Source organism: Bifidobacterium intestinale (assembly GCF_023656765.1).
Lineage (GTDB): Bacteria > Actinomycetota > Actinomycetes > Actinomycetales > Bifidobacteriaceae > Bifidobacterium > Bifidobacterium hominis.
This window is the reverse complement of sequence record NZ_JAMOKR010000002.1, coordinates 281,838-300,652: the sequence shown is the minus strand read 5'-3', so window position 1 is coordinate 300,652 and position 18,815 is coordinate 281,838. Positions and strand designations below refer to the sequence as shown.

The window sequence follows — 18,815 nt, the reverse complement described above, 5'->3', positions numbered from 1 at the left end:
CAGGCTCTCGAACCCGACGAATATGGATAAAACGCCTTGATACGCGAAAGGGAGAGAACCGGTTTCCCGGTCCCCTCCTCTTATATGCTCAGGCTTTCAAAATCCTTGCCTTCAAGCAGATGGAAATCACTTGGATGGCTGGATGGTGGTCTTGTACTGAGGCTTGCCGTCCTTAAGCTCAAGGACGATGACGGACTTCTTCGGGGAGCCCTTCTTGTCGAGCGTGAAGTTGCCGGTCACGCCTTCGAAGCTCATACCGGAGATAGCGTTGCGCACAGACTCGCGGGTGGCGTTCTTACCGGCCTTCTCGATCGCCTGAGCCATCATGTACACGGAGTCATAGGCCAGTGCGGTGAAGGTGTTTGGATCGGCGTTCTTGTTGGCCTTCTTGTAAGACTTGATGAAGTCCTGCACCTTGGCGTTGGAGGCGTCGTCTGGAGAATAATGGGTGGTGTAGAGCACATTGTTGTACAGCGACTTATCGTCGGTCATCTTCAGGCCATCGTAGCCGTCAGGACCCATCACATAACCATCGTAGCCGACGGAACGGGCCTGCGGGATGATGTACGGGCCAGCAACGGAGTAATAGTACGGAGCGTACAGGAACTCGGCGCCAGCGGCCTGAATCTTCTGCAGCTGGGAGGAGTACTCAGTGTCGTCGGCGCTGGAGGAATTCTCCTCTGCCACGACCTCAAGACCGGCCTTCTTGGCGGCATCGGCGAAAGCCTTGCCCACGCCGGAGGAGTACGGGTCGCCGGTGCCGTATAGCACGGCGACCTTCTTGACCTTCAGGGTCTCGGCTGCGAACTTGGCTGCGATCTCACCCTGATAGGAATCCTTGAAGCAGGTGCGGAACATGTAGCCACCAGTCTCGATGGAGTCGGAGGTGGCGGCCGGAGCAATGGCCGGCAGCTTGGCCTGATCGGCCAGCGGAGCCACTGCTGCGGTGGTGGAGGAGATGGTCGGACCGAGCACGCCGAGCACGCTGGCGTCACCGGCGAGCTTGTTGAAGGCGTTGGAGGCTTCGGTGGCGTCGCCCTTATCGTCCATGGACTCGAGCTTGACCTTCTTGCCGTTGATGCCGCCCTTGGCGTTGATCTCGTCCACAGCCAGCTTGAAGCCGGCGACTTCGGCCTCGCCGTATGCGGCGGCGGTACCGGAGTTGGTGGTGATGGATCCCAGCGTGATGGTATCGCTGTTGGCCGCACTACCATTGGAACTGCTAGAACCGTCCATGCTGCCGCCAGAGCAGGCAGCGAGGGACATTGACATTGCGCCTGCCGCGATCACGGCAACGCACTTGGCGGAGAACTTGACGTTCATTCCGTTCTTCCTCTTTTCTTGAAAATGCCGCACATTCCTCTCAACGCGCACCATGAAAGCCATTCATGTTCATCTCAATCCCGTGCGCGGAACCGCAATGGCCGCTTATGGCTGCCATCCGTTCTTCATGTGCATTCCGATTGTTCTTTATAGCCCGACGGACAGCGCCATGCATAAAATGTTCTTATAGTGAGACTCAACTTCCGGCTATATCTTCACCGGCATGCCGCGGAACGTCTTGTTTTATCCGATTACTTGCTTTTCCGCCGTCAGATAACGCGGACGACCGGTGTAATCGTTGTGAACAACGGCATCGACGAAACCGCAAGTACGTGCGAAAGCGGCAAGCCGCTCCCCCTGCGTGACGTCGTGTTCCATTACCAGAAGCCCGCCTGGCTTGAGTAGCTTTGAAGCGCGTGAGATGATGCGCTCCGGGATGAGCGTGCCATCCGAGGAACCGCCGTACAGCGCCAGATCGGGATCGTAATCGCGTACTTCCGGCTGCTGCGGAATGCTCGCAAGAGGCACATACGGGGGGTTCGTGAGCACGATATCGACGGTGCCGTCAAGCTGGTTCAGCGTCGGCATTTGCGTGGCGTCGGCGATTTCCAGATGATAGTTGCTGGCGATATTGGGATGCGTCTTTGCGGTTTCGTCGAGATTGATACGGGTCCATTCCGCGGTTTGCTCGCTTTTTTCGACCGCCCACACTTCGCTTCCAGGCACTTCCGACACGAATGATAGGCCAATTGCGCCGCTTCCCGCGCATAAATCAACCACCTTCGCCGAATACATACCTTGCTTGGTGATCCAGTCAATACCCTCCTGCACCACAAGTTCGGTTTCCTGTCGCGGAATGAACACGCCCGGTCCGACTTTCAGATCGAGATAGCGGAACGGCGCATGGCCGGTGATGTGTTGCAATGGCTCACGTTTGGCTCGACGATCCACCATGGAATGAAACCGTTCCATGGCCGCCGCGACGGTATTCCCGGTGGTTTTCGCATTCGCCCAAGCGCCCGATTCTGGCGAATCGGACGCCAAGGCACTGTTCAGATGTCCAACGTCGTCTCCCATAAGCATGGCCTTATCCACGTCCCGCAAGTCAATGTGGAAGGCTTCGGCGAGCAGCAGTTTGACGTCATGTTCCGGAGTGTCGACGCCCGCCGCGCTCAATACGGCCGCGGAGGAACGCACCGTTTCGAATACCGTAGCCACACCACGCCTTACTTCTGGTTGGCGAGACGATCGGCCTCATCGGCCTGAATGTCGCTATCGATCACAGCCTGCAGATCGCCGTCGAGCACGGCGTCAAGATTGTAGGCCTTGTAGTTCGTACGATGGTCGACGATACGGTTTTCAGGGAAATTGTAAGTGCGAATGCGCTCGGAACGATCCAACGAACGTACCTGGGAGTGACGCATGTCCGCGGCCTGTGCGGCTTCTTCCTCGTGCTTCATGGCGAGCAGGCGGCTCTTCAACACGCGCAGTGCGGCCGCACGATTCTGGATCTGGCTCTTCTCATCCTGCATGCTCACCACGATGCCGGTCGGAATGTGGGTCATACGAACGGCGGAATATGTGGTGTTCACGGACTGGCCACCCGGGCCGGAGCTCATGAAGATGTCGATTTTCAGATCCTTCTGATCGATTTCAATCTCATCATCGTCTTCGTCAGCTTCCGGGAACACAATGACACCAGCCGCGGAGGTTTGGATGCGACCCTGCGATTCGGTGACGGGAATACGCTGCACGCGATGCACGCCACCCTCATACTTGAGGGACGCCCATACGCCATCTTCCGGCGCAGGAGTACCCTTAGCGCGAATGGCAAGCTGCACGTCTTTGACGCCACCCAGCTCGGTGGTGTTTTCGCTTTGCACGGCGACCGACCAGCCACGCTTTTCCGCATATCGCATGTACATGCGCAGCAAATCGCCCGCGAACAGCGCCGCTTCCTCGCCGCCGGTACCAGCCTTGATTTCCATGATCGTGTCACGCGCATCATCGGGATCGCGCGGAATCAACGCGGTACGCAGCTTCTCTTCCGCCGCCGGAAGCTCGCTCTCCAAACGTTTTGCCTCTTCCGCGAAATCCGGATCTTCGGAGGCCATTTCCTTGGCTGCCTCCAAATCGTCTTTCACCTGCCTGTATGCGGTATATGCGGAAACGATGACGCCCAACTCGGCGTGACGACGTCCCAGCTTACGCATCTTATCCGGATCCGACGCAACTTCCGGCTTGGCCATCTGCTGTTCGATATTGTGATATTCCTCAAGTGCGGTAACCGCCGCGGGGAACTGCTCGTCTGCCAATGTATGCCTTTTCTATCTGCTTATCAATATGCGCTTCAGCGTGAATGCTTCGCTGAACTCCACTCAACCTGTCCATCATATAAGGTGCCTTGGAAACGCTGCCGAAGCGCGGTATTTCGCAGGCATTCCACGCATCTTACGAATATCCCAATCGCATGCACGTCAGCGTATGCGCATCCGTTGCATAATGAAAAACGCCAGCCCACAATCGGACTGGCGTTTTTCATTGCCTAAGCAATAAGACTCACTTGGCCTTCTTGCCGTAACGCTTCTCGAAGCGTGCCACGCGGCCACCGGTGTCGAGGATCTTCTGCTTGCCGGTGTAGAACGGGTGGCAGTTGGAGCACACGTCAACGGTCATGTGATCGCCGTTGTAGGTGGAACGGGTGACGAAGGTGTTGCCGCAAGAGCAGGTAACCTGCACTGCGTGATAATCAGGATGGATACCCTGCTTCATAGTTTGTCTCCTAGAGATTCGGGGGACCCGGGTCGCTGAGCCCCTATGGCAGAGCGTGAACCGGATAACCTTGCAGATTATATCAGAAGTCTTGACTTTGGAAAGAGTGGGGCGTCACGGGCTTGAACCGTGGACCGGCGGATTATGAGTCCGATGCTCTAACCGACTGAGCTAACGCCCCACGTTGCAACATGCGAACATGCCAACTCGGCAAGTTTAGCAAATGGGTGGACTAGTTTTGCCCCATGAAACGCAACGGGTTGTCGATGAAGCGCCGCAAGCCGATTTCGGCCGCGCCCATCAAGGCTGGACGGTCGACGACGTCAGCCACGAGCACGCTCGCTTCGACTTCCGGATATGCCAGCACTTGCGGACGTACCATGCGTTCGATCCTGCGGATCAGTTCAGGTTCGAAACGTGCCCACAGACCACCGAGCATCACCACGTCGACGTCGCAGACATTGATGGTTGATGCGATTACGGAGGATATGGCCTCCAACGCTTTTTCCACAACGGCCACGGTCTGCGCGTCACGCTGTTGCCAACGGTTGATCAGTTCGTCGATGGCACTGCGTGTCGCGGCGGCGTCACTGCTGGCGATTCCGGCCGCGCTCACCATGGAACGCCTGCCCGCATACACTTCGAGGCAGCCACGGCGACCGCAACGGCAGACCGGACCACGCATGTCGACGGAAACATGACCCAATTCGCCGCCGAAACCATGATCGCCGCTCACCACACGTCCCTCACGGATCACTGCACCGCCGATACCCACGTCGGTCGACATGTAAATAAACGAATCCGTCGGCTTGATCCGCCCAGAATCCTTACGCTGCGTGGCATAGCCGGGAACCTGTGCCAACGCGGCGGCATTGGCCTCGTTGCAGGCAACAGGATCAAGTCGCCTGACCACATCGAACTGCTTGAGATCCAAACGTTCCCAACCGAGATTGCGCGCGCCAAGCAATCGCAGATCATCGGTGACGAGACCCGGCAATGCCAAACCGGTACCGGCAAGCACATAACCTTTCTTGGCAAGCGCTTCTTCCTGCTGCAAAGCCAGTTCGTCGAGACGGGCGAAAATCGCCTGCTCGTCGGCGTTGGCCATGTCGGCGTCGACCCACTGTTCCCCCACAACGGAACCGTCAAGATCGAGCACCACCACGCCATAACCATCGGTGTTGGCCTGCAATCCCATGCCGCATAGGCGTCCACCTTTGATTTCAAGCGGAATGCTGGGGCGCCCATACAGCGATTGGCCGGAAGGCTCGCCTTCCACCAGAATCTCATTGTCGAGCATCAACGACACCAGTACCGACATGGCCGCTTTGGTCAATCCGGTTTTCTTGGCAAGATCGGCGCGACTCATTGGTTCGGTGGCACGCAACAGCGAGTCGAGCACCACGGAAAGATTATGGTTTCGCAAATCGTCTTGATTGATACTCCGCAGTGAAGCCATGGTTCCCTCCTCTTTGACGCGTTTTGCCGAAAAAGCGCACCGTCTCAATAGTTAAATCACTTTATGATGGTACACCAGACATTATAGTTCATTCATCTAACTAAATGAGGTGGCGAACGGTGCATTTTCCTTGCATCGTGTTGCGCCAGCTCACTGCAAGGAGGCACAATGACTCGAACTCTCGTGGCCGGCGTCGACACCTCGACCCAGTCTTGCAAAGTGCGCGTGGCCGACGCCGAAACCGGCGAAATGGTGCGCTTCGGCCAGGCCAAGCACCCCAATGGCACGTCTGTCGACCCGAAATACTGGTGGGACGCGTTCCTTGAGGCATCCCAACAGGCTGGTGGACTTGACGACGTTGAGGCACTTGCCGTCGGCGGTCAGCAGCACGGCATGGTGATTCTCGATCAGCAGGGCAGTGTGATTCGCGACGCCATGCTGTGGAACGACGTAAGCTCGGCGCCGCAGGCCGCGGCCCTCATCGAGAAGATGGGCGAGGCTCCCGCCGAAGAGGGCGAACCGGAAGATGTGATCGCGCGTGGCAAGCAACGCTGGGTCAAGGCCGTCGGATCCTCCCCCGTTGCTTCCTTCACGCTGACCAAAGTGGCGTGGGTGGCTGAAAACGAGCCGGAAAACGCCAAGAAGATCGCCGCGATCTGCCTGCCGCACGATTGGCTGAGCTGGCGTATCGCAGGCTACGGCCCGGTCGTGGAAGGTGAGGACGCACACTTGGAAGCGCTGTTCACCGACCGTTCCGACGCTTCCGGCACCATCTATTACGATGCCGCTTCCAACGAATACCGCCGCGATCTGATCGCCATGGTGCTTGAACCAGCGGAAGGTGCCGAAGCGGCACGCAAGCATGCCGACGCGATCATGCTGCCGACCGTGCTTGGACCGCGTGACGTCGCCGCAGTCAAGGTAAGCCCGAAAATCGCCGGCAAGAACGTTGAGGGCGGTTGCATCATCGCACCGGGCGGAGGCGACAACGCCATGGCATCCCTCGGACTAGGCATGAGCGTGGGCGACATTTCCGTTTCGTTGGGCACTTCCGGCGTGGCCGCGGCCATTTCCGAAAATCCGACCTACGATCTGACCGGTGCAGTGTCCGGTTTCGCCGATTGCACCGGCCACTACCTGCCGCTCGCCTGCACCATCAACGGTTCTCGTATTCTCGACGCCGGTCGCGCGGCCCTCGGCGTGGACTATGAAGAACTCGCCCAGCTGGCGTTCGCTTCCGAACCGGGTGCCGGCGGCATTACGCTGGTGCCATATTTCGACGGCGAGCGCACTCCGAACCGCCCGGATGCCACCGCAACCCTTTCCGGCATGACGCTGGCCAACACCACACGCGAGAACATGGCCCGCGCGTTCGTCGAGGGCCTGCTGTGCTCCCAGCGCGACTGTCTGGAGCTTATTCGCTCGCTCGGCGCTGAAATCTCACGCATTCTGCTTATCGGCGGCGGCGCAAAGTCCGAGGCAATCCGCACACTCGCGCCGAGCGTGTTCGGCATGGACGTGACCCGCCCGACCACCGACGAGTATGTTGCCATCGGCGCCGCCCGTCAGGCCGCCTGGGTGCTGTCCGGCGAAACGGAACCGCCCGCATGGCAGCTCACCATCGACGGCGTGGAAACCGGCGAACCGACTGAAGCCGTGTACAAGGCCTATGTAAAAGCACGCGGCTAACCAATCGGCCATCGTGAATCGCGAATGATCCAACATAAAAATGGGTGCCATCACAGCCAAACCGTGACGGGCACCCATTTTGCGTCAAAATCAGAATCGCACGATTTCTTTATTTTGTCGCACGTTCCTCTTTATTTGACCTCACGATTCCCCTTTTCTTATTAATTTACGAATCGTGAGATGAAGATACCGGTTAGAGGACATCAATCCTATATCCCATATTTAAGCATGCGGAAGCCGTCCGCAGACAACACAGTCAACGAACGGCTCACGCAAGGAATCGGAAGGAAAGATAAGGAGGGAGAGATGATGAAAGGCGAGCCGGGACGGAGTGCGCCCCGGCTCGTACTATGACCCGATTTGCAGCTGGGTCAGGCTGTTATCGCGAGATCAGGCCTCGGCCAGAGCTTCGACGATGTAGTTGTTGATCGTAGCCTTGACGGACTCGAGGTGATCGGACTTGGTGGCCTCGATGAGCTTGGACTGCGGGATATCCAGAGCGTACTCTTCGAGGGAAGCCAGCGAGGCGGTACCGTTCTCGACGGTCGCGCCGATACCGGAATCGAAGGAGCTGTAGCGCTCGGCCTGCAGGTTCTCGATGACCTTGTCCTCGTGCATCTTGGCCGCGACCAGGAGGCCGGCCGCGAAGGAATCCATGCCGGCGATGTGGGAGCGGAACAGGTCCTCGGCGGTGAAGGAGGTACGACGCGGCTTGGCGTCGAAGTTCAGGCCGCCGTGAGGGCCGATCTGGCCTTCGGCGAGGACTTCCCACATGACGGTGGAGGTCTCGTACAGGTCGGTCGGGAACTCATCCATATCCCAGCCGATGAGCTTGTCGCCCTGGTTGGCGTCCAAGGAGCCGAGCACGCCGGCCTCGCGGGCGGTGCGGATCTCGTGCTGGTAGGTGTGGCCGGCCAGGTTGGCGTGGTTGCCTTCCAGGTTCAGCTTGAAGACGTCCATCAAATCATAGGTGCGCAGGAAGTTGATGGCGGTGGCGGCGTCGAAGTCGTACTGGAACATCGTCGGCTCCTTGGCCTTCGGCTCAATCAGGAACTGGGCGTCCAGACCGATTTCCTTCGCGTAGTCATGGCACATGTGGAAGAACTTGGCCATGTGCTCCTGCTCACGCTTCATCTGCGTGTTCCACAGGTTCTCGTAGCCTTCACGACCGCCCCAGAACACGTAGTTTTCGGCACCCAAACGCTTTGCGATCTCCAGGGAGTGCTTCAGCTGACCGCCGGCGTAAGCGTAGATGTCGGCGAACGGGGAGGTGGAAGCGCCGGACACGAAGCGCGGGTTGGTGAATAGCGAGGAGGTGTTCCACAGCAGCTTGATGCCGGTGGATTTCATGTTCTCTTCGATCTTGTCGACGACCTTGTCCAAATTCTTGTCGGTCTCGCGCAGGGTATCGCCTTCCGGAGCGATGTCGCGATCGTGGAAGCAGAAGTACTCGACGCCGAGCTTCTGGAAGAACTCGAAGGCGTAGTCGACCTTGGCCAGGGCCTCATCCTCAGCATTGGAGTACTTGCCGTGCCACGGACGCTGGGCGGTACCAGTACCGAACGGATCGACCAGCTCCTGATCGAAGGTGTGCCACCAAGCGACGCCGAAACGCAGCCAGTCCTTCATCTTCTTGCCGGCAACAACCTTGTCGGCATCGTAATAATGGAAAGCCAGACCCTCCTGCGGTCCCTTTTCGCGACCGACATACGGAATCTTTTCGATATCCCACAGACCCATGGGTTGCTCCTTTGCTATTGGTTTTTACTTTCGTAAGACCTTGCTTTTCCCGTCAAGCGGATTCCCGCCTGTTTTGATGTACATAATAAAATCAACTTCCTAAGTTTGTCAATTCAGTGAACTATTCGGCGTTTCCATTGAAAAATAGTCAATTGTCAACTCAGTGATAAGGTGAACATGTTTGTTGCATCGCAGCGCTACGCAACGAAGCGCGCAATCGAAAGAAGGAATCCATGAGCGAAAACGTCGACACCATCTGCGTGCAGGGAGGCTACCAGCCCGGCAACGGCGAATCCCGCACTCCCCCGATCATTCAGGCGACAACCTTCAAATACAAGTCAAGCGAACAGATGAGCCGACTGTTCGACCTATCCGAATCCGGATACTTCTACACTCGACTGCAGAATCCAACCAACGACACCATCGCCGCGAAAATCTGTGAAATGGAAGGCGGCGCGGCCGCAATGCTGACCTCATCCGGCCAAGCGGCGAACTTCTTCGCACTGTTCAACATCTGCAACAACGGCGACCACATCGTCGCATCCTCCGCAATCTACGGCGGTACGTTCAACCTCATCAACGTGACCATGCGCAAAATGGGCATCGAATGCACGTTCGTAAGCCCGGAATGCACCGAAGAAGAGCTCGAAGCGGCATTCCAGCCGAACACCAAGGCGGTCTTCGGCGAATCCATCTCCAATCCGGCACTCATCGTGCTTGATTTCGAAAAGTTCGCGAACGCGGCGCATCGTCACGGCGTGCCGCTGATCGTCGACAATACGTTCCCGACGCCCGTCAATTGCCGACCGTTCCAGTATGGCGTGGATATCGTCACGCACGCCACCACCAAATATATGGACGGTCACGGCTCCTGCGTGGGCGGTGCGATCGTGGATTCCGGCAACTTCGACTGGATGGCGCATGCGGAGAAATTCCCCGGACTCACCACGCCGGACGACTCCTACCATGGCGTGACCTATGCCAAGGACTTCGGCAAGGCCGCTTACATCACCAAGGCCACCGCACAGCTCATGCGCGATTTCGGCTCAACACCGGCACCAATCAACTCGTGGATCATGGGCATGCATTTGGAGTCCCTGGGAGTACGCATGGAGCGCCACTGCGCGAACGCGCTCAAGGTGGCACAGTGGCTGAGCGCCGACCCGCGCGTCAGCTGGGTGAGCTTTCCGGGCCTTGAGGGAGACAAATACCATGCGTTGGCCGAAAAGTACATGCCGAACGGCACTTGCGGCGTCATCTCCTTCGGCGTGCCTGGCGGACGCGAAAAGGTGTCCGCGTTCCTCGACCATTTGAAGATGGTGTCCATCGCCACGCACGTGGCCGACGCCCGCAGCTGCACCCTGTACCCGGCAGGCACCACGCACCGTCAGCTCACCGAGGAACAGCTCATTGAAGCAGGCGTTGGCATTGACCTGGTGCGCCTGAGCTGCGGCATCGAAAACGCCGCTGACATTATCGCCGACCTCGATCAGGCACTCGCCGCTGTGCAGTGATTCTCACTCAAAATCACATCAGGAAGGCCGTATCCCCCACTCAGAGGTGCGGTCTTCCTCCTATCCGAGTGGACTCGCACGCCATACTCATCTTGCACGGGCACAACAATCATCTGAAATCCCTTATATGTGGCAGATTAAGGCATCTTCAAAATCCGATTTGCGCTATATGCGGCAGATTCACACTACATTCGGGGTTATAAATCTATAGAAAAATCCCGTTAAGAAATCTCAGGTCTGCCACATATAGCGATTTTGACTTTTCCAGCACCGTGGAATCTGCCACACATAACGGTTTTCATTCAGCCTGTTGGTACGTCCAGCGACCGGCAAGCATAGTGCCAAGCACATGCTCGGGCATGGCACGCATGGCCTCCGGAGAATCGATTATGCTCGGATCACAGTCCAGAAGCACCAAATCGGCCGCGTCTGCGTCCCGCAAAGCCACGCGTCCGACCGCGGTGGACGAAGCGAGCGCCGTTTCAAAATCAAGGCACTGCTCAGGTTGGAAAGGCTCGCGGTCGGAACTTTCCGTACCGAATACCGCCGCGGAGATGGCCAGCCATGGATCCAGCGGCGCGACCGGCGCATCCGACCCCATGAGCAGTTTGGTCCCCGCCTTATGCAGACTATTGAATGCGTAGGGGATTCCGGCGGGGGTGCCCCAGAATCGCGCGATGACGTCACGATCGTCCATGGCGTGCTGAGGCTGGACGCTCGCAGCCAAACCCAAGCGTGCCAGCCTTGGAATATCGCGCTCCTTAAGCATTTGCGCATGTTCTATGGAACCATGCGCATGCGTGCGTTCCGCACAGTCGAGCACGATGGCGTTCGCCTCGTCGCCAATGGCATGACAGGCGATATCGAAACCATGCTCCGTAGCCAAACGCATATACGATTCAATCTGTTCCGGCGAATAGCTGAGCGTACCGAACGTTTCCGGCGACACCCCCGAATATGGTGTGGAGCAATAGGCGGAACGAGTGTTGAGCGAACCGTCCGAAATCATTTTCATCGCACCGACATGCCCAAGCCCGTGACTGCCCGGAAGTTCACTGCCGGTATGCCAGCCGTCATCGATGGCCTGTTGGAGTCGTTCGGGATATATGCCAGCCTCGACACGCAGACCATCAAGCCCTTGCGAGAATCGGCTAATCCACGTGTCGATGTTCTCCGCCATCTCATAGTCGCGCACGCCGACCACGCCTTTGCTCGCAGCGTCGTGTTCGGCGTTGCGCAACAGATGCATCAGCTCATTGGCCGCACCAGGTCCTTTGTCCAGCTTGCAGTAGGCGTCGAACCACTCAAGCTCGCCGACGAGTCCGGATTCGTCCACATCTACGCCAAGCTTGCGCGCGGCGGCAGAGTTCACCCAACCGCAATGCATATCGGCACTTGACAGCGCCACCGGCTGTTCTCCCGCCGCCGCATCGATCGCGGCCAGGGTCGGCTGGGCGTCATCGGACCACAGGGAATGCCGGAAGCGCATGCCGACCACATATTGGTTCGGGTCGAGTGTGCCGCTTTCACGACGCTCCTCCAAGTGTCGACGCAACATGTCGAGCGCTTCGCCGGCACTGCGTGCATCAATCAGATCGAGCCGTCCCAACGTGTACGACCACTGCGTGAAATGCGTGTGGCAGTCCCACAATCCGGGAATCACCCATATCTTCGAAGCAGCATCCGTTGGCCTTCCCGAAGGTCGCACCGAAGCTATTCGCCCGTGACCGACAGCAATGTCGACCGGCTTATCCGAACCTACGAAACACACGTTTTCAATCACACACGGCTCGCCCATACATCCTCATTTCAACGTGATGTTCTACCCGTGCCATGGTATCCCGCAGCAGCGCAGCAGCGCACGTTCGTCTCAATCAGGCATGCCGGCCAATGGCTCACCGACAGCAAGAGACGTGAAGCCTTAGAAGATGACGGTTGGGCATACATTCAAGTGACCGCCGAAAACCTTATGAACGACTTCGAGGAACGGGCACTCGCGCAACGCGTGGCCGACCGGATGAGCCAACGATTAAGCAAGCCCATCATGCTCTGTCAAAGAATGCCCTCGGGAAGGATACACATCCGCATAACGTCTCTCGCCAATGGAAGCAGAAAGATTCTCATCTGAAAGCCACTATATGTGGCAGATTTGCCATCCCCGGACAAACCAAAACCGCTATATGTGGCAGACCAGACTGGTTTCAAGCTTCAAAAGACCCCAATCAGTACCCCCTAGACGAGATTTTCCTTGGGAGACTGCCACATATAACGGAAATCATTTTTCTGAAATGCCAAAAACTGCCACATATAGGACATTTCAAACTGAAAACACGGCATAGACATATCACCTTTTTCGTCAGATCGAAGACAGCATTTCGAAAACGTCATCATCATCGACGACGAGGCTATCGATTTTGCGGCGGCCGAGTTCGCGCAGCCATTCGTCGGGTTCCGTATCGGCGAGCGCACGGATGTCGAGATGCAACGGCTTGTGCCTTCCGACCACCACCTCGTTAGCATCCACAGCTTGGACCGGCCCGTCGAAATGGGCAAAGGCACCATCCGGAACATCCAACTGATCCGTCCGACCCGGAAGGCGTGCGGCACTTCCCACCGATCCTTCCGTACCGTTCGAATTACCCGGGACACCCGCACGGCCACCAGTCGGACATATACCCAACACCGCCGCATACGTGTCATATAGCCCGCGTCGACGTACAGCATATTCGGCATCAGATTCCTCCGCATGTTTTCTGCCGTCCACAATGTACGGCATTCCTGTGGTGATGTAGTGGAAGAAATGGCGATTGATGGCGTCGCATTCCGCCCGCATCACGTCATATACCACTTCCACACCGGTTTCCTCAAGAATACGAAGTCCTTTGCCGGCCACGATGGGATTCGGATCGATCGAACCGACCACGACGCGCGTTATGCCGTGCGAAAGAATTAGATCGGTGCATGCCGGCTGCGATCCGACATGGCAACAAGGTTCGAGAGTGTCGATGACCGTGGCTCCATGCATGTCAATACCATGCTTGTCGGCGTAGTCGAAGGCCATGCGTTCCGCATGCAGTCCGCGGTAGCGGTCGTGGTATCCGGCTACGAGAATCTCGCCGTCGCGAACCACCACCATGCCGACCAACGGATTCGGATTCACCCAACCGGCTCCCTTATGGGCCAGTTCCAGCGCCTGCGTCATGTATTTCCGATATTGAGGCATGTCATCCATGGTTCCAAGCATATTACGTCGATTGCGGTCCCACATTTCAAAATCGCCATGAGACATTTCGTAAATGGATAGGCGCGAACCGGTCATCCGTTCCATCGCCGTACGGCGTCGCACAATAACGCCATACAATGTTGGCAGACCAGCAAAGGAACCAGCGAGAGGAAGCACCACATGCAGCGTGAAATCATGACGTCTATCCCGTTTTTAAGCCAGCCGTCGGCGGAGGCGCTCAATACGCCCGAGGATCTTGCCGTCGCACAGGATCTCGAAGACACGCTCGACGCACACCGCAAAGGCTGCGTCGGCATGGCCGCAAACATGATCGGCGTCTCGAAGCGCATCATTGCATTCGTGGACGAGGATTTTGGCGGTCGCATCTTCATAATGTTCAACCCGACGATCACCGCGAAAGACGGCGCCTACGACGCTTCCGAAGGCTGTCTTTCCCTCAAAGGCGAGCGCCGAACCATGCGCTACCAGCGCATCGAGGTCTCGTATGCGGATCGCAAGTTCCGCGAACGCCATGCCACATTCACTGGTTTCACCGCGCAGATCATCCAGCACGAGATCGATCATTGCGAAGGCATTATCATTTAAGGCATTAGCATTATCATTTAACGACTTTTTCAGGCATGACACCTAGCGGCTTTTCGGGCGCTCTATCTAGCGACAGGCTTAGGAAAAATCGTTTGATGTAACAATCGTACGTAACCGCCTTACGTTACAGTTTCCGTAATGCACCGTAGGGCAGTGTCAAAGGAGATTTCATGGGTGCCATCGATATGTTCAACGATTTCGTCAAACTCATTGAAAGCAAGTCCCTGCCCGTCGAAGCCGTTGCGATTGCGGATGGCGACGCCATTATCGCGGAACGTCATTTCGTTCCCGACCAGGATCGCAATATTTATTCCCATACGAAAAGTTATGTTTCGACGGCTATCGGCATTGCGATTGAAGATGGCTTGCTGTCACTCGATTCGCGATTGGTCGACTCGTTCCCCGAGTATGTTCCCTCCGATGCGCAACTGGAGTTGGGTCAAATCACGCTGAGGCACTTGCTGACTATGTCGAGCGGTTTCAATCATGCATATTTGATGAACCCTGACCGGCGCAGTGGTGTTGGCGCACCTGATTATTTACGGTACATGTTCTCTCGCAGGGTTGAGGTGGAGCCCGGCAGCACGTTCTGCTATTCGTCTGCGGATTCTGATTTGGCGGGCCGCATGTTGGAGCAGGCTGCCGGCATGCGTCTTGGCGAGTATTTGTATGGCACGATTTTTTCCAAGTTGGATCAGGGTTGGCCTGTTTGGGAATGTGATCCGCAAGGTCATCCGATTGCAGGCGGCGGAATCTACATGTCGCTTGCAAATATGTTGAAACTTGGCCAGGTCTATTTGAATGATGGCACTTGGCATGGCACGCGCATTGTCAGCGAATCGTGGGTCAAGCAGGCTTCCGGCAAGCAAATCGACACTCCGTATAGCAATATTTGGACGTGCGGTTATGGCTATCAGTTCTGGATGTCGCCTTATGAGGGGGCATATCGTGCGGATGGTGCGTACGGTCAGATCACTACGATTTTGCCGAAGCAGGGTTTAGTTGTTGCGATTCAATGCCCGGAATCTGGCGATTTCGACAATATCGTTCGTCCTGCTTTGCATAAGCATCTGCTGCTTCCGCTTACTGCCTGAGCGCACGACTTTCGCCCATACCGCCGTGTAGATGGGGTATGGGATAATTATGCATGGTATTGTGCGTGGGTTGCGTTCCGGAATCCTTGATTGAGTTTCCGTTGACCGCTCATGCAACACGCTGGAATTCCAACGTTTCTTAAGGATGGAACACAACATTGGCTGAATTCATTTACCAGATGATCAAGGCCCGCAAGGCTTACGGCGACCGTGTGATTCTCGATGACGTGACTTTGAGCTTCCTGCCAGGCGCGAAGATTGGCGTTGTTGGCCCGAACGGCATGGGTAAGTCCACGCTGCTGAAGATCATGGCCGGACTCGACACCGTGTCTAATGGCGAGGCTTCTTTGACTCCGGGTTATACCGTTGGCATTCTGCAGCAGGAACCGCCGCTGGATGACACCAAGACTGTTGGCGAGAACATCAAGATGGCGTTCGGCGAGATCGCGGAAAAGGTGGCTCGTTTCAATCAGATTGGCGAAGAGATGGCCAATCCGGATGCCGATTTCGATGCTTTGATGGATGAGATGGGCAAGCTGCAGAACGATATCGATGCTGCAAACGGTTGGGATCTTGATTCTCAGCTTGAGCAGGCTATGGATGCTCTGCAGTGCCCGGATCCGGATACTCCAGTGACGGTGTGCTCCGGTGGCGAACGACGTCGTGTGGCATTGTGCAAGCTGCTGCTGGAAGCTCCTGATCTGCTGCTGCTTGACGAGCCTACCAACCATCTTGATGCCGAGTCGATTCTGTGGTTGGAGCAGTTCCTGCACCAGTACAAGGGTGCCGTCATCGCCGTTACCCACGATCGTTACTTCATGGATAACGTGGCTGAGTGGATCTGCGAGGTCGACCGTGGTCAGCTGTACCCGTATAAGGGCAACTACACCACGTACTTGGAGACGAAGGCCAAGCGTATGGAGATCCAGGGCGCCAAGGACGCCAAGCTCGCCAAGCGTTTGAAGAGCGAACTTGATTGGGTGCGTTCTTCGCCGAAGGCCCGTCAGGCTAAGAACAAGGCTCGTCTGGAACGTTACGACCAGATGGAGCAAGAGGCTCGTAACAATAAGAAGCTTGACTTCTCCGAGATTCAGATTCCGGCTGGTCCGCGTCTGGGCTCTACTGTGCTGGAAGCCGAGCATATTCACAAGGCGTTCGGCGACCGCGTGCTCATCGACGATTTGAGCTTCACGCTGCCGCGTAACGGCATTGTCGGCGTGATCGGCCCGAACGGCGTGGGTAAGTCCACCCTGTTCAAGACCATTGTCGGCCTTGAACCGTTGACGTCTGGCTCGTTGAAGATCGGTGAGACCGTGCAGATCAGCTATGTCGATCAGAATCGTGCTGGTCTTGACCCGAATAAAAACCTGTGGGAGGCCGTGTCCGACGGTCTTGACTTCATCGAGGTTGCCGGCGTTGAAGTGCCGACCCGCGCGTATGTGGCGTCCTTCGGTTTCAAGGGTTCCGACCAGCAGAAGCTCACCGGCGTGCTGTCCGGTGGTGAACGCAATCGTCTGAATCTTGCTTTGACTCTGAAGCAGGGCGGCAACCTGCTGCTGCTCGACGAACCGACCAACGATCTTGATGTCGAAACCCTTGAATCGCTTGAAAACGCACTGCTTGGCTTCCCGGGCTGCGCTGTGGTGATCTCTCACGACCGTTGGTTCCTCGACCGTGTGGCCACGCATATTCTCGCGTGGGAAGGCGATGATGAGAACCCAGCCAAGTGGTACTGGTTCGAAGGCAACTTCCAGGCCTATCAGGAGAACCGTGTCGCTCGTCTCGGCGAAGACGCGGCTCGCCCCCACCGTCTCCATCGCAAGCTAACGCGCTAAGCCGTTAAGCAGACAGTCCGGTGGGCTGTGTTTGCGGGGTTTCCGATTTGGTTCGGGAGCCCCGTTTTTGTTGCGTTTTACGGGTTTTGCTTAGTTTGTGATGGTTTGGTGTTTGTGTCTCGATGGCTCTGTTTGTGTCGGTTTGCGCGCCTTGGGGTATCATTTGGGGTATCGCCGGCCGATGCGGGAAGGCTGGCCCCATGCGCAGGAGAAGAAGTTTGAGCAGACGGTTCGGGTCGGTGGTGAAGAGGAAGAACCGCAATGGCGTGTCCACGTGTGGATTGGCAACGGCGTGTTGGACAATTCTTTAGAGGACGAGTCCTTGTTGTGTGAATTCGTTGGGGCTCCGGTATCCGAGGGTGGAGTGGAGTCTTTGGTTGTTGAACCACCACACATAGTCGTTGAGGTCGGAGCGTAGTTGTTCCAGGCTGGTGTAGTGGTTCCAGTATATGAGCTCCTTCTTCAGGAGCCTGTTGGTGGATTCGACCACGGCGTTGTCGTATGGGTTGCCCTTCCTTGACAGCGATCTTCTGATGTCGAACACGTCGAGCAGCTCGTCGATTTTCGCGTTGTCGAACTCGCTGCCCCGGTCCGTGTGGAACACCTCCACCTCGGTCAGAGGGAAGTCGAGCGTGGCGAACGCGGCCATGACCAGGTCGGCGGTGCGGCTCGTGTCGGCGCTGTGGCCGGCGATGCTCCTGTTCGCCAGGTCGATGAGCAGGCACACGTACGCCCACTTGCCGCCGACGCGCACGTACGTCAGGTCACCGGCCAGGTGGGTGCGCGGCTCGTAGCCGTCGAACTCGCGGTCGAGGATGTTCGCGAGCCTGGCCTCGTCGGCCCGCGTCTTGTGTGGTTTGAACGTTCTGCGCGCGTACGCGCTCGTCATGCCCCGCCGTTTCATGATGTCGACGATGCGCCTTCTGGAGGCGGTGACGCCCCTCCGCTCCAGCGCGGCCTTGATCTTCCTGGCGCCGTAACGCTCATGGCTGTCGCGCCAGATCGCGTGCACGTCGCCGGCGATCGGGTCCACCCGCTCGGCTTCGGGATGTTCGATCATCCAGTAGTAGGTGGAGCGGGGAACGCCCAGTATTCTGCACTGCGCCGATATCGGATAACGGGAGGCGTTGGCCCGTATCACTGCTACTTTCGTGCGAATACCGGCGCCGCTTGTTCTGAAACGTCCACCTCCATCTCCAACTGTCTGCTGCGCTTGCGCAGCTCGATCAGCTCGTTCTGCTCAGGGGTGCGGTTGTCGGCGGCTTTCGTGGAGCCGCTGTTGCGGATGCCCTGGACCCAACGGTGCAGCGTGGAATGCGAGATGTCGTACTCGTCCTTGATCTCGCGCGCCGGCTTGCCGTTCTCGTAAAGCTGCACGATCTGCCGTTTGAACGCCTCGTCGTAGTGGCGGGGATGCTTCGGGTCGGCCATCGTCGGCCTCCAATCTCATGTCATTCGTCCCTCATCGGACTGTCTAATACATTGTAGCCAATCCACCCGCCTGGCCACCGAGCCCGACGACCCGGCCAAGGGCCGGCATCCCACCGGCGGGATCCGGTA

At 57.3% G+C, this 18,815-nt stretch carries 15 protein-coding genes and 1 tRNA gene; 6 read left to right on the top strand and 10 right to left on the bottom strand.

Going from position 1 to position 18,815, the window contains the following annotated elements; translation table 11 throughout:
- Window positions 1-126: 126 nt before the first annotated feature.
- From NBH13_RS04170 to NBH13_RS04145, 6 genes are all read right to left on the bottom strand, one after another.
- Entirely contained in the window at window positions 127-1,323 is a 1,197-nt protein-coding gene (locus NBH13_RS04170) for an ABC transporter substrate-binding protein (RefSeq protein WP_099570880.1), read from the bottom strand.
- Between the two features lie 243 nt (window positions 1,324-1,566).
- Window positions 1,567-2,541 carry a peptide chain release factor N(5)-glutamine methyltransferase gene (gene prmC, locus NBH13_RS04165; RefSeq protein ID WP_250779099.1) on the bottom strand — a complete coding sequence of 325 codons (975 nt, stop codon included), beginning with the start codon at window positions 2,539-2,541 and terminating at the stop codon, window positions 1,567-1,569.
- Window positions 2,542-2,549: 8 nt separating this feature from the next.
- Entirely contained in the window at window positions 2,550-3,638 is a 1,089-nt protein-coding gene (prfA, locus tag NBH13_RS04160; RefSeq protein WP_144165672.1) for a peptide chain release factor 1, read from the bottom strand.
- A gap of 244 nt (window positions 3,639-3,882) precedes the next feature.
- Complete coding sequence (gene rpmE, locus NBH13_RS04155; RefSeq protein ID WP_003808371.1) at window positions 3,883-4,095, bottom strand: 50S ribosomal protein L31; 213 nt, start codon at window positions 4,093-4,095, stop codon at window positions 3,883-3,885.
- A 107-nt stretch (window positions 4,096-4,202) separates the two neighbouring features.
- Window positions 4,203-4,276: transfer RNA gene (locus NBH13_RS04150), tRNA-Ile, on the bottom strand.
- Window positions 4,277-4,327: 51 nt separating this feature from the next.
- Entirely contained in the window at window positions 4,328-5,554 is a 1,227-nt protein-coding gene (locus NBH13_RS04145; protein ID WP_099570883.1) for an ROK family protein, read from the bottom strand.
- Window positions 5,555-5,722: 168 nt separating this feature from the next.
- Here NBH13_RS04145 and NBH13_RS04140 point away from each other — a divergent pair, with 168 nt between their 5' ends.
- Complete coding sequence (locus NBH13_RS04140; RefSeq protein ID WP_144170876.1) at window positions 5,723-7,243, top strand: xylulokinase; 1,521 nt, start codon at window positions 5,723-5,725, stop codon at window positions 7,241-7,243.
- 390 nt (window positions 7,244-7,633) lie between these two features.
- On the opposite strand, the gene xylA is transcribed toward NBH13_RS04140, so the two are convergent.
- Entirely contained in the window at window positions 7,634-8,983 is a 1,350-nt protein-coding gene (xylA, locus tag NBH13_RS04135) for a xylose isomerase (protein ID WP_099570885.1), read from the bottom strand.
- Window positions 8,984-9,216: 233 nt separating this feature from the next.
- On the opposite strand from xylA, the gene NBH13_RS04130 reads away from it, so the two are divergent.
- Window positions 9,217-10,497, top strand: a complete 1,281-nt coding sequence (locus NBH13_RS04130) for an O-acetylhomoserine aminocarboxypropyltransferase/cysteine synthase family protein (protein ID WP_250779098.1) — start codon at window positions 9,217-9,219, stop codon at window positions 10,495-10,497.
- Between the two features lie 298 nt (window positions 10,498-10,795).
- Here NBH13_RS04130 and NBH13_RS04125 read toward each other — a convergent pair whose 3' ends face one another.
- Window positions 10,796-12,295 (bottom strand): amidohydrolase, encoded by a 1,500-nt coding sequence (locus tag NBH13_RS04125; RefSeq protein WP_144165680.1) that lies wholly within the window; start codon window positions 12,293-12,295, stop codon window positions 10,796-10,798.
- Here NBH13_RS04125 and NBH13_RS04120 point away from each other — a divergent pair.
- Window positions 12,221-12,625 (top strand): hypothetical protein, encoded by a 405-nt coding sequence (locus NBH13_RS04120; RefSeq protein WP_250779141.1) that lies wholly within the window; start codon window positions 12,221-12,223, stop codon window positions 12,623-12,625. The two genes, NBH13_RS04125 and NBH13_RS04120, sit on opposite strands and share 75 nt — an antisense overlap.
- 228 nt (window positions 12,626-12,853) lie before the next feature.
- Here NBH13_RS04120 and NBH13_RS04115 read toward each other — a convergent pair whose 3' ends face one another.
- Window positions 12,854-13,897 carry a bifunctional diaminohydroxyphosphoribosylaminopyrimidine deaminase/5-amino-6-(5-phosphoribosylamino)uracil reductase RibD gene (locus tag NBH13_RS04115; protein ID WP_250779097.1) on the bottom strand — a complete coding sequence of 348 codons (1,044 nt, stop codon included), beginning with the start codon at window positions 13,895-13,897 and terminating at the stop codon, window positions 12,854-12,856.
- Between the two features lie 3 nt (window positions 13,898-13,900).
- Here NBH13_RS04115 and NBH13_RS04110 point away from each other — a divergent pair, with 3 nt between their 5' ends.
- The 3 genes from NBH13_RS04110 (at window position 13,901) to ettA (ending at window position 17,255) form a co-directional block, all read left to right on the top strand.
- A complete protein-coding gene (locus NBH13_RS04110) occupies window positions 13,901-14,326 on the top strand; it encodes a peptide deformylase (RefSeq protein ID WP_250779096.1) in 426 nt (141 codons plus the stop codon).
- A gap of 170 nt (window positions 14,327-14,496) precedes the next feature.
- Window positions 14,497-15,420: a serine hydrolase domain-containing protein gene (locus tag NBH13_RS04105; RefSeq protein WP_144170878.1), complete on the top strand. Its 924-nt coding sequence runs from the start codon at window positions 14,497-14,499 to the stop codon at window positions 15,418-15,420.
- 158 nt (window positions 15,421-15,578) lie between these two features.
- Entirely contained in the window at window positions 15,579-17,255 is a 1,677-nt protein-coding gene (gene ettA, locus NBH13_RS04100; protein WP_003835634.1) for an energy-dependent translational throttle protein EttA, read from the top strand.
- Window positions 17,256-17,562: 307 nt separating this feature from the next.
- On the opposite strand, the gene NBH13_RS04095 is transcribed toward ettA, so the two are convergent.
- Window positions 17,563-18,686, bottom strand: a protein-coding gene (locus NBH13_RS04095) for an IS3 family transposase (protein WP_502801758.1) whose coding sequence is annotated in 2 segments (ribosomal slippage) — window positions 17,563-18,434 and window positions 18,434-18,686 — 1,125 coding nt in all. Because the reading frame shifts where the segments join, the coding sequence is not laid out codon by codon here.
- Window positions 18,687-18,815: the final 129 nt, after the last annotated feature.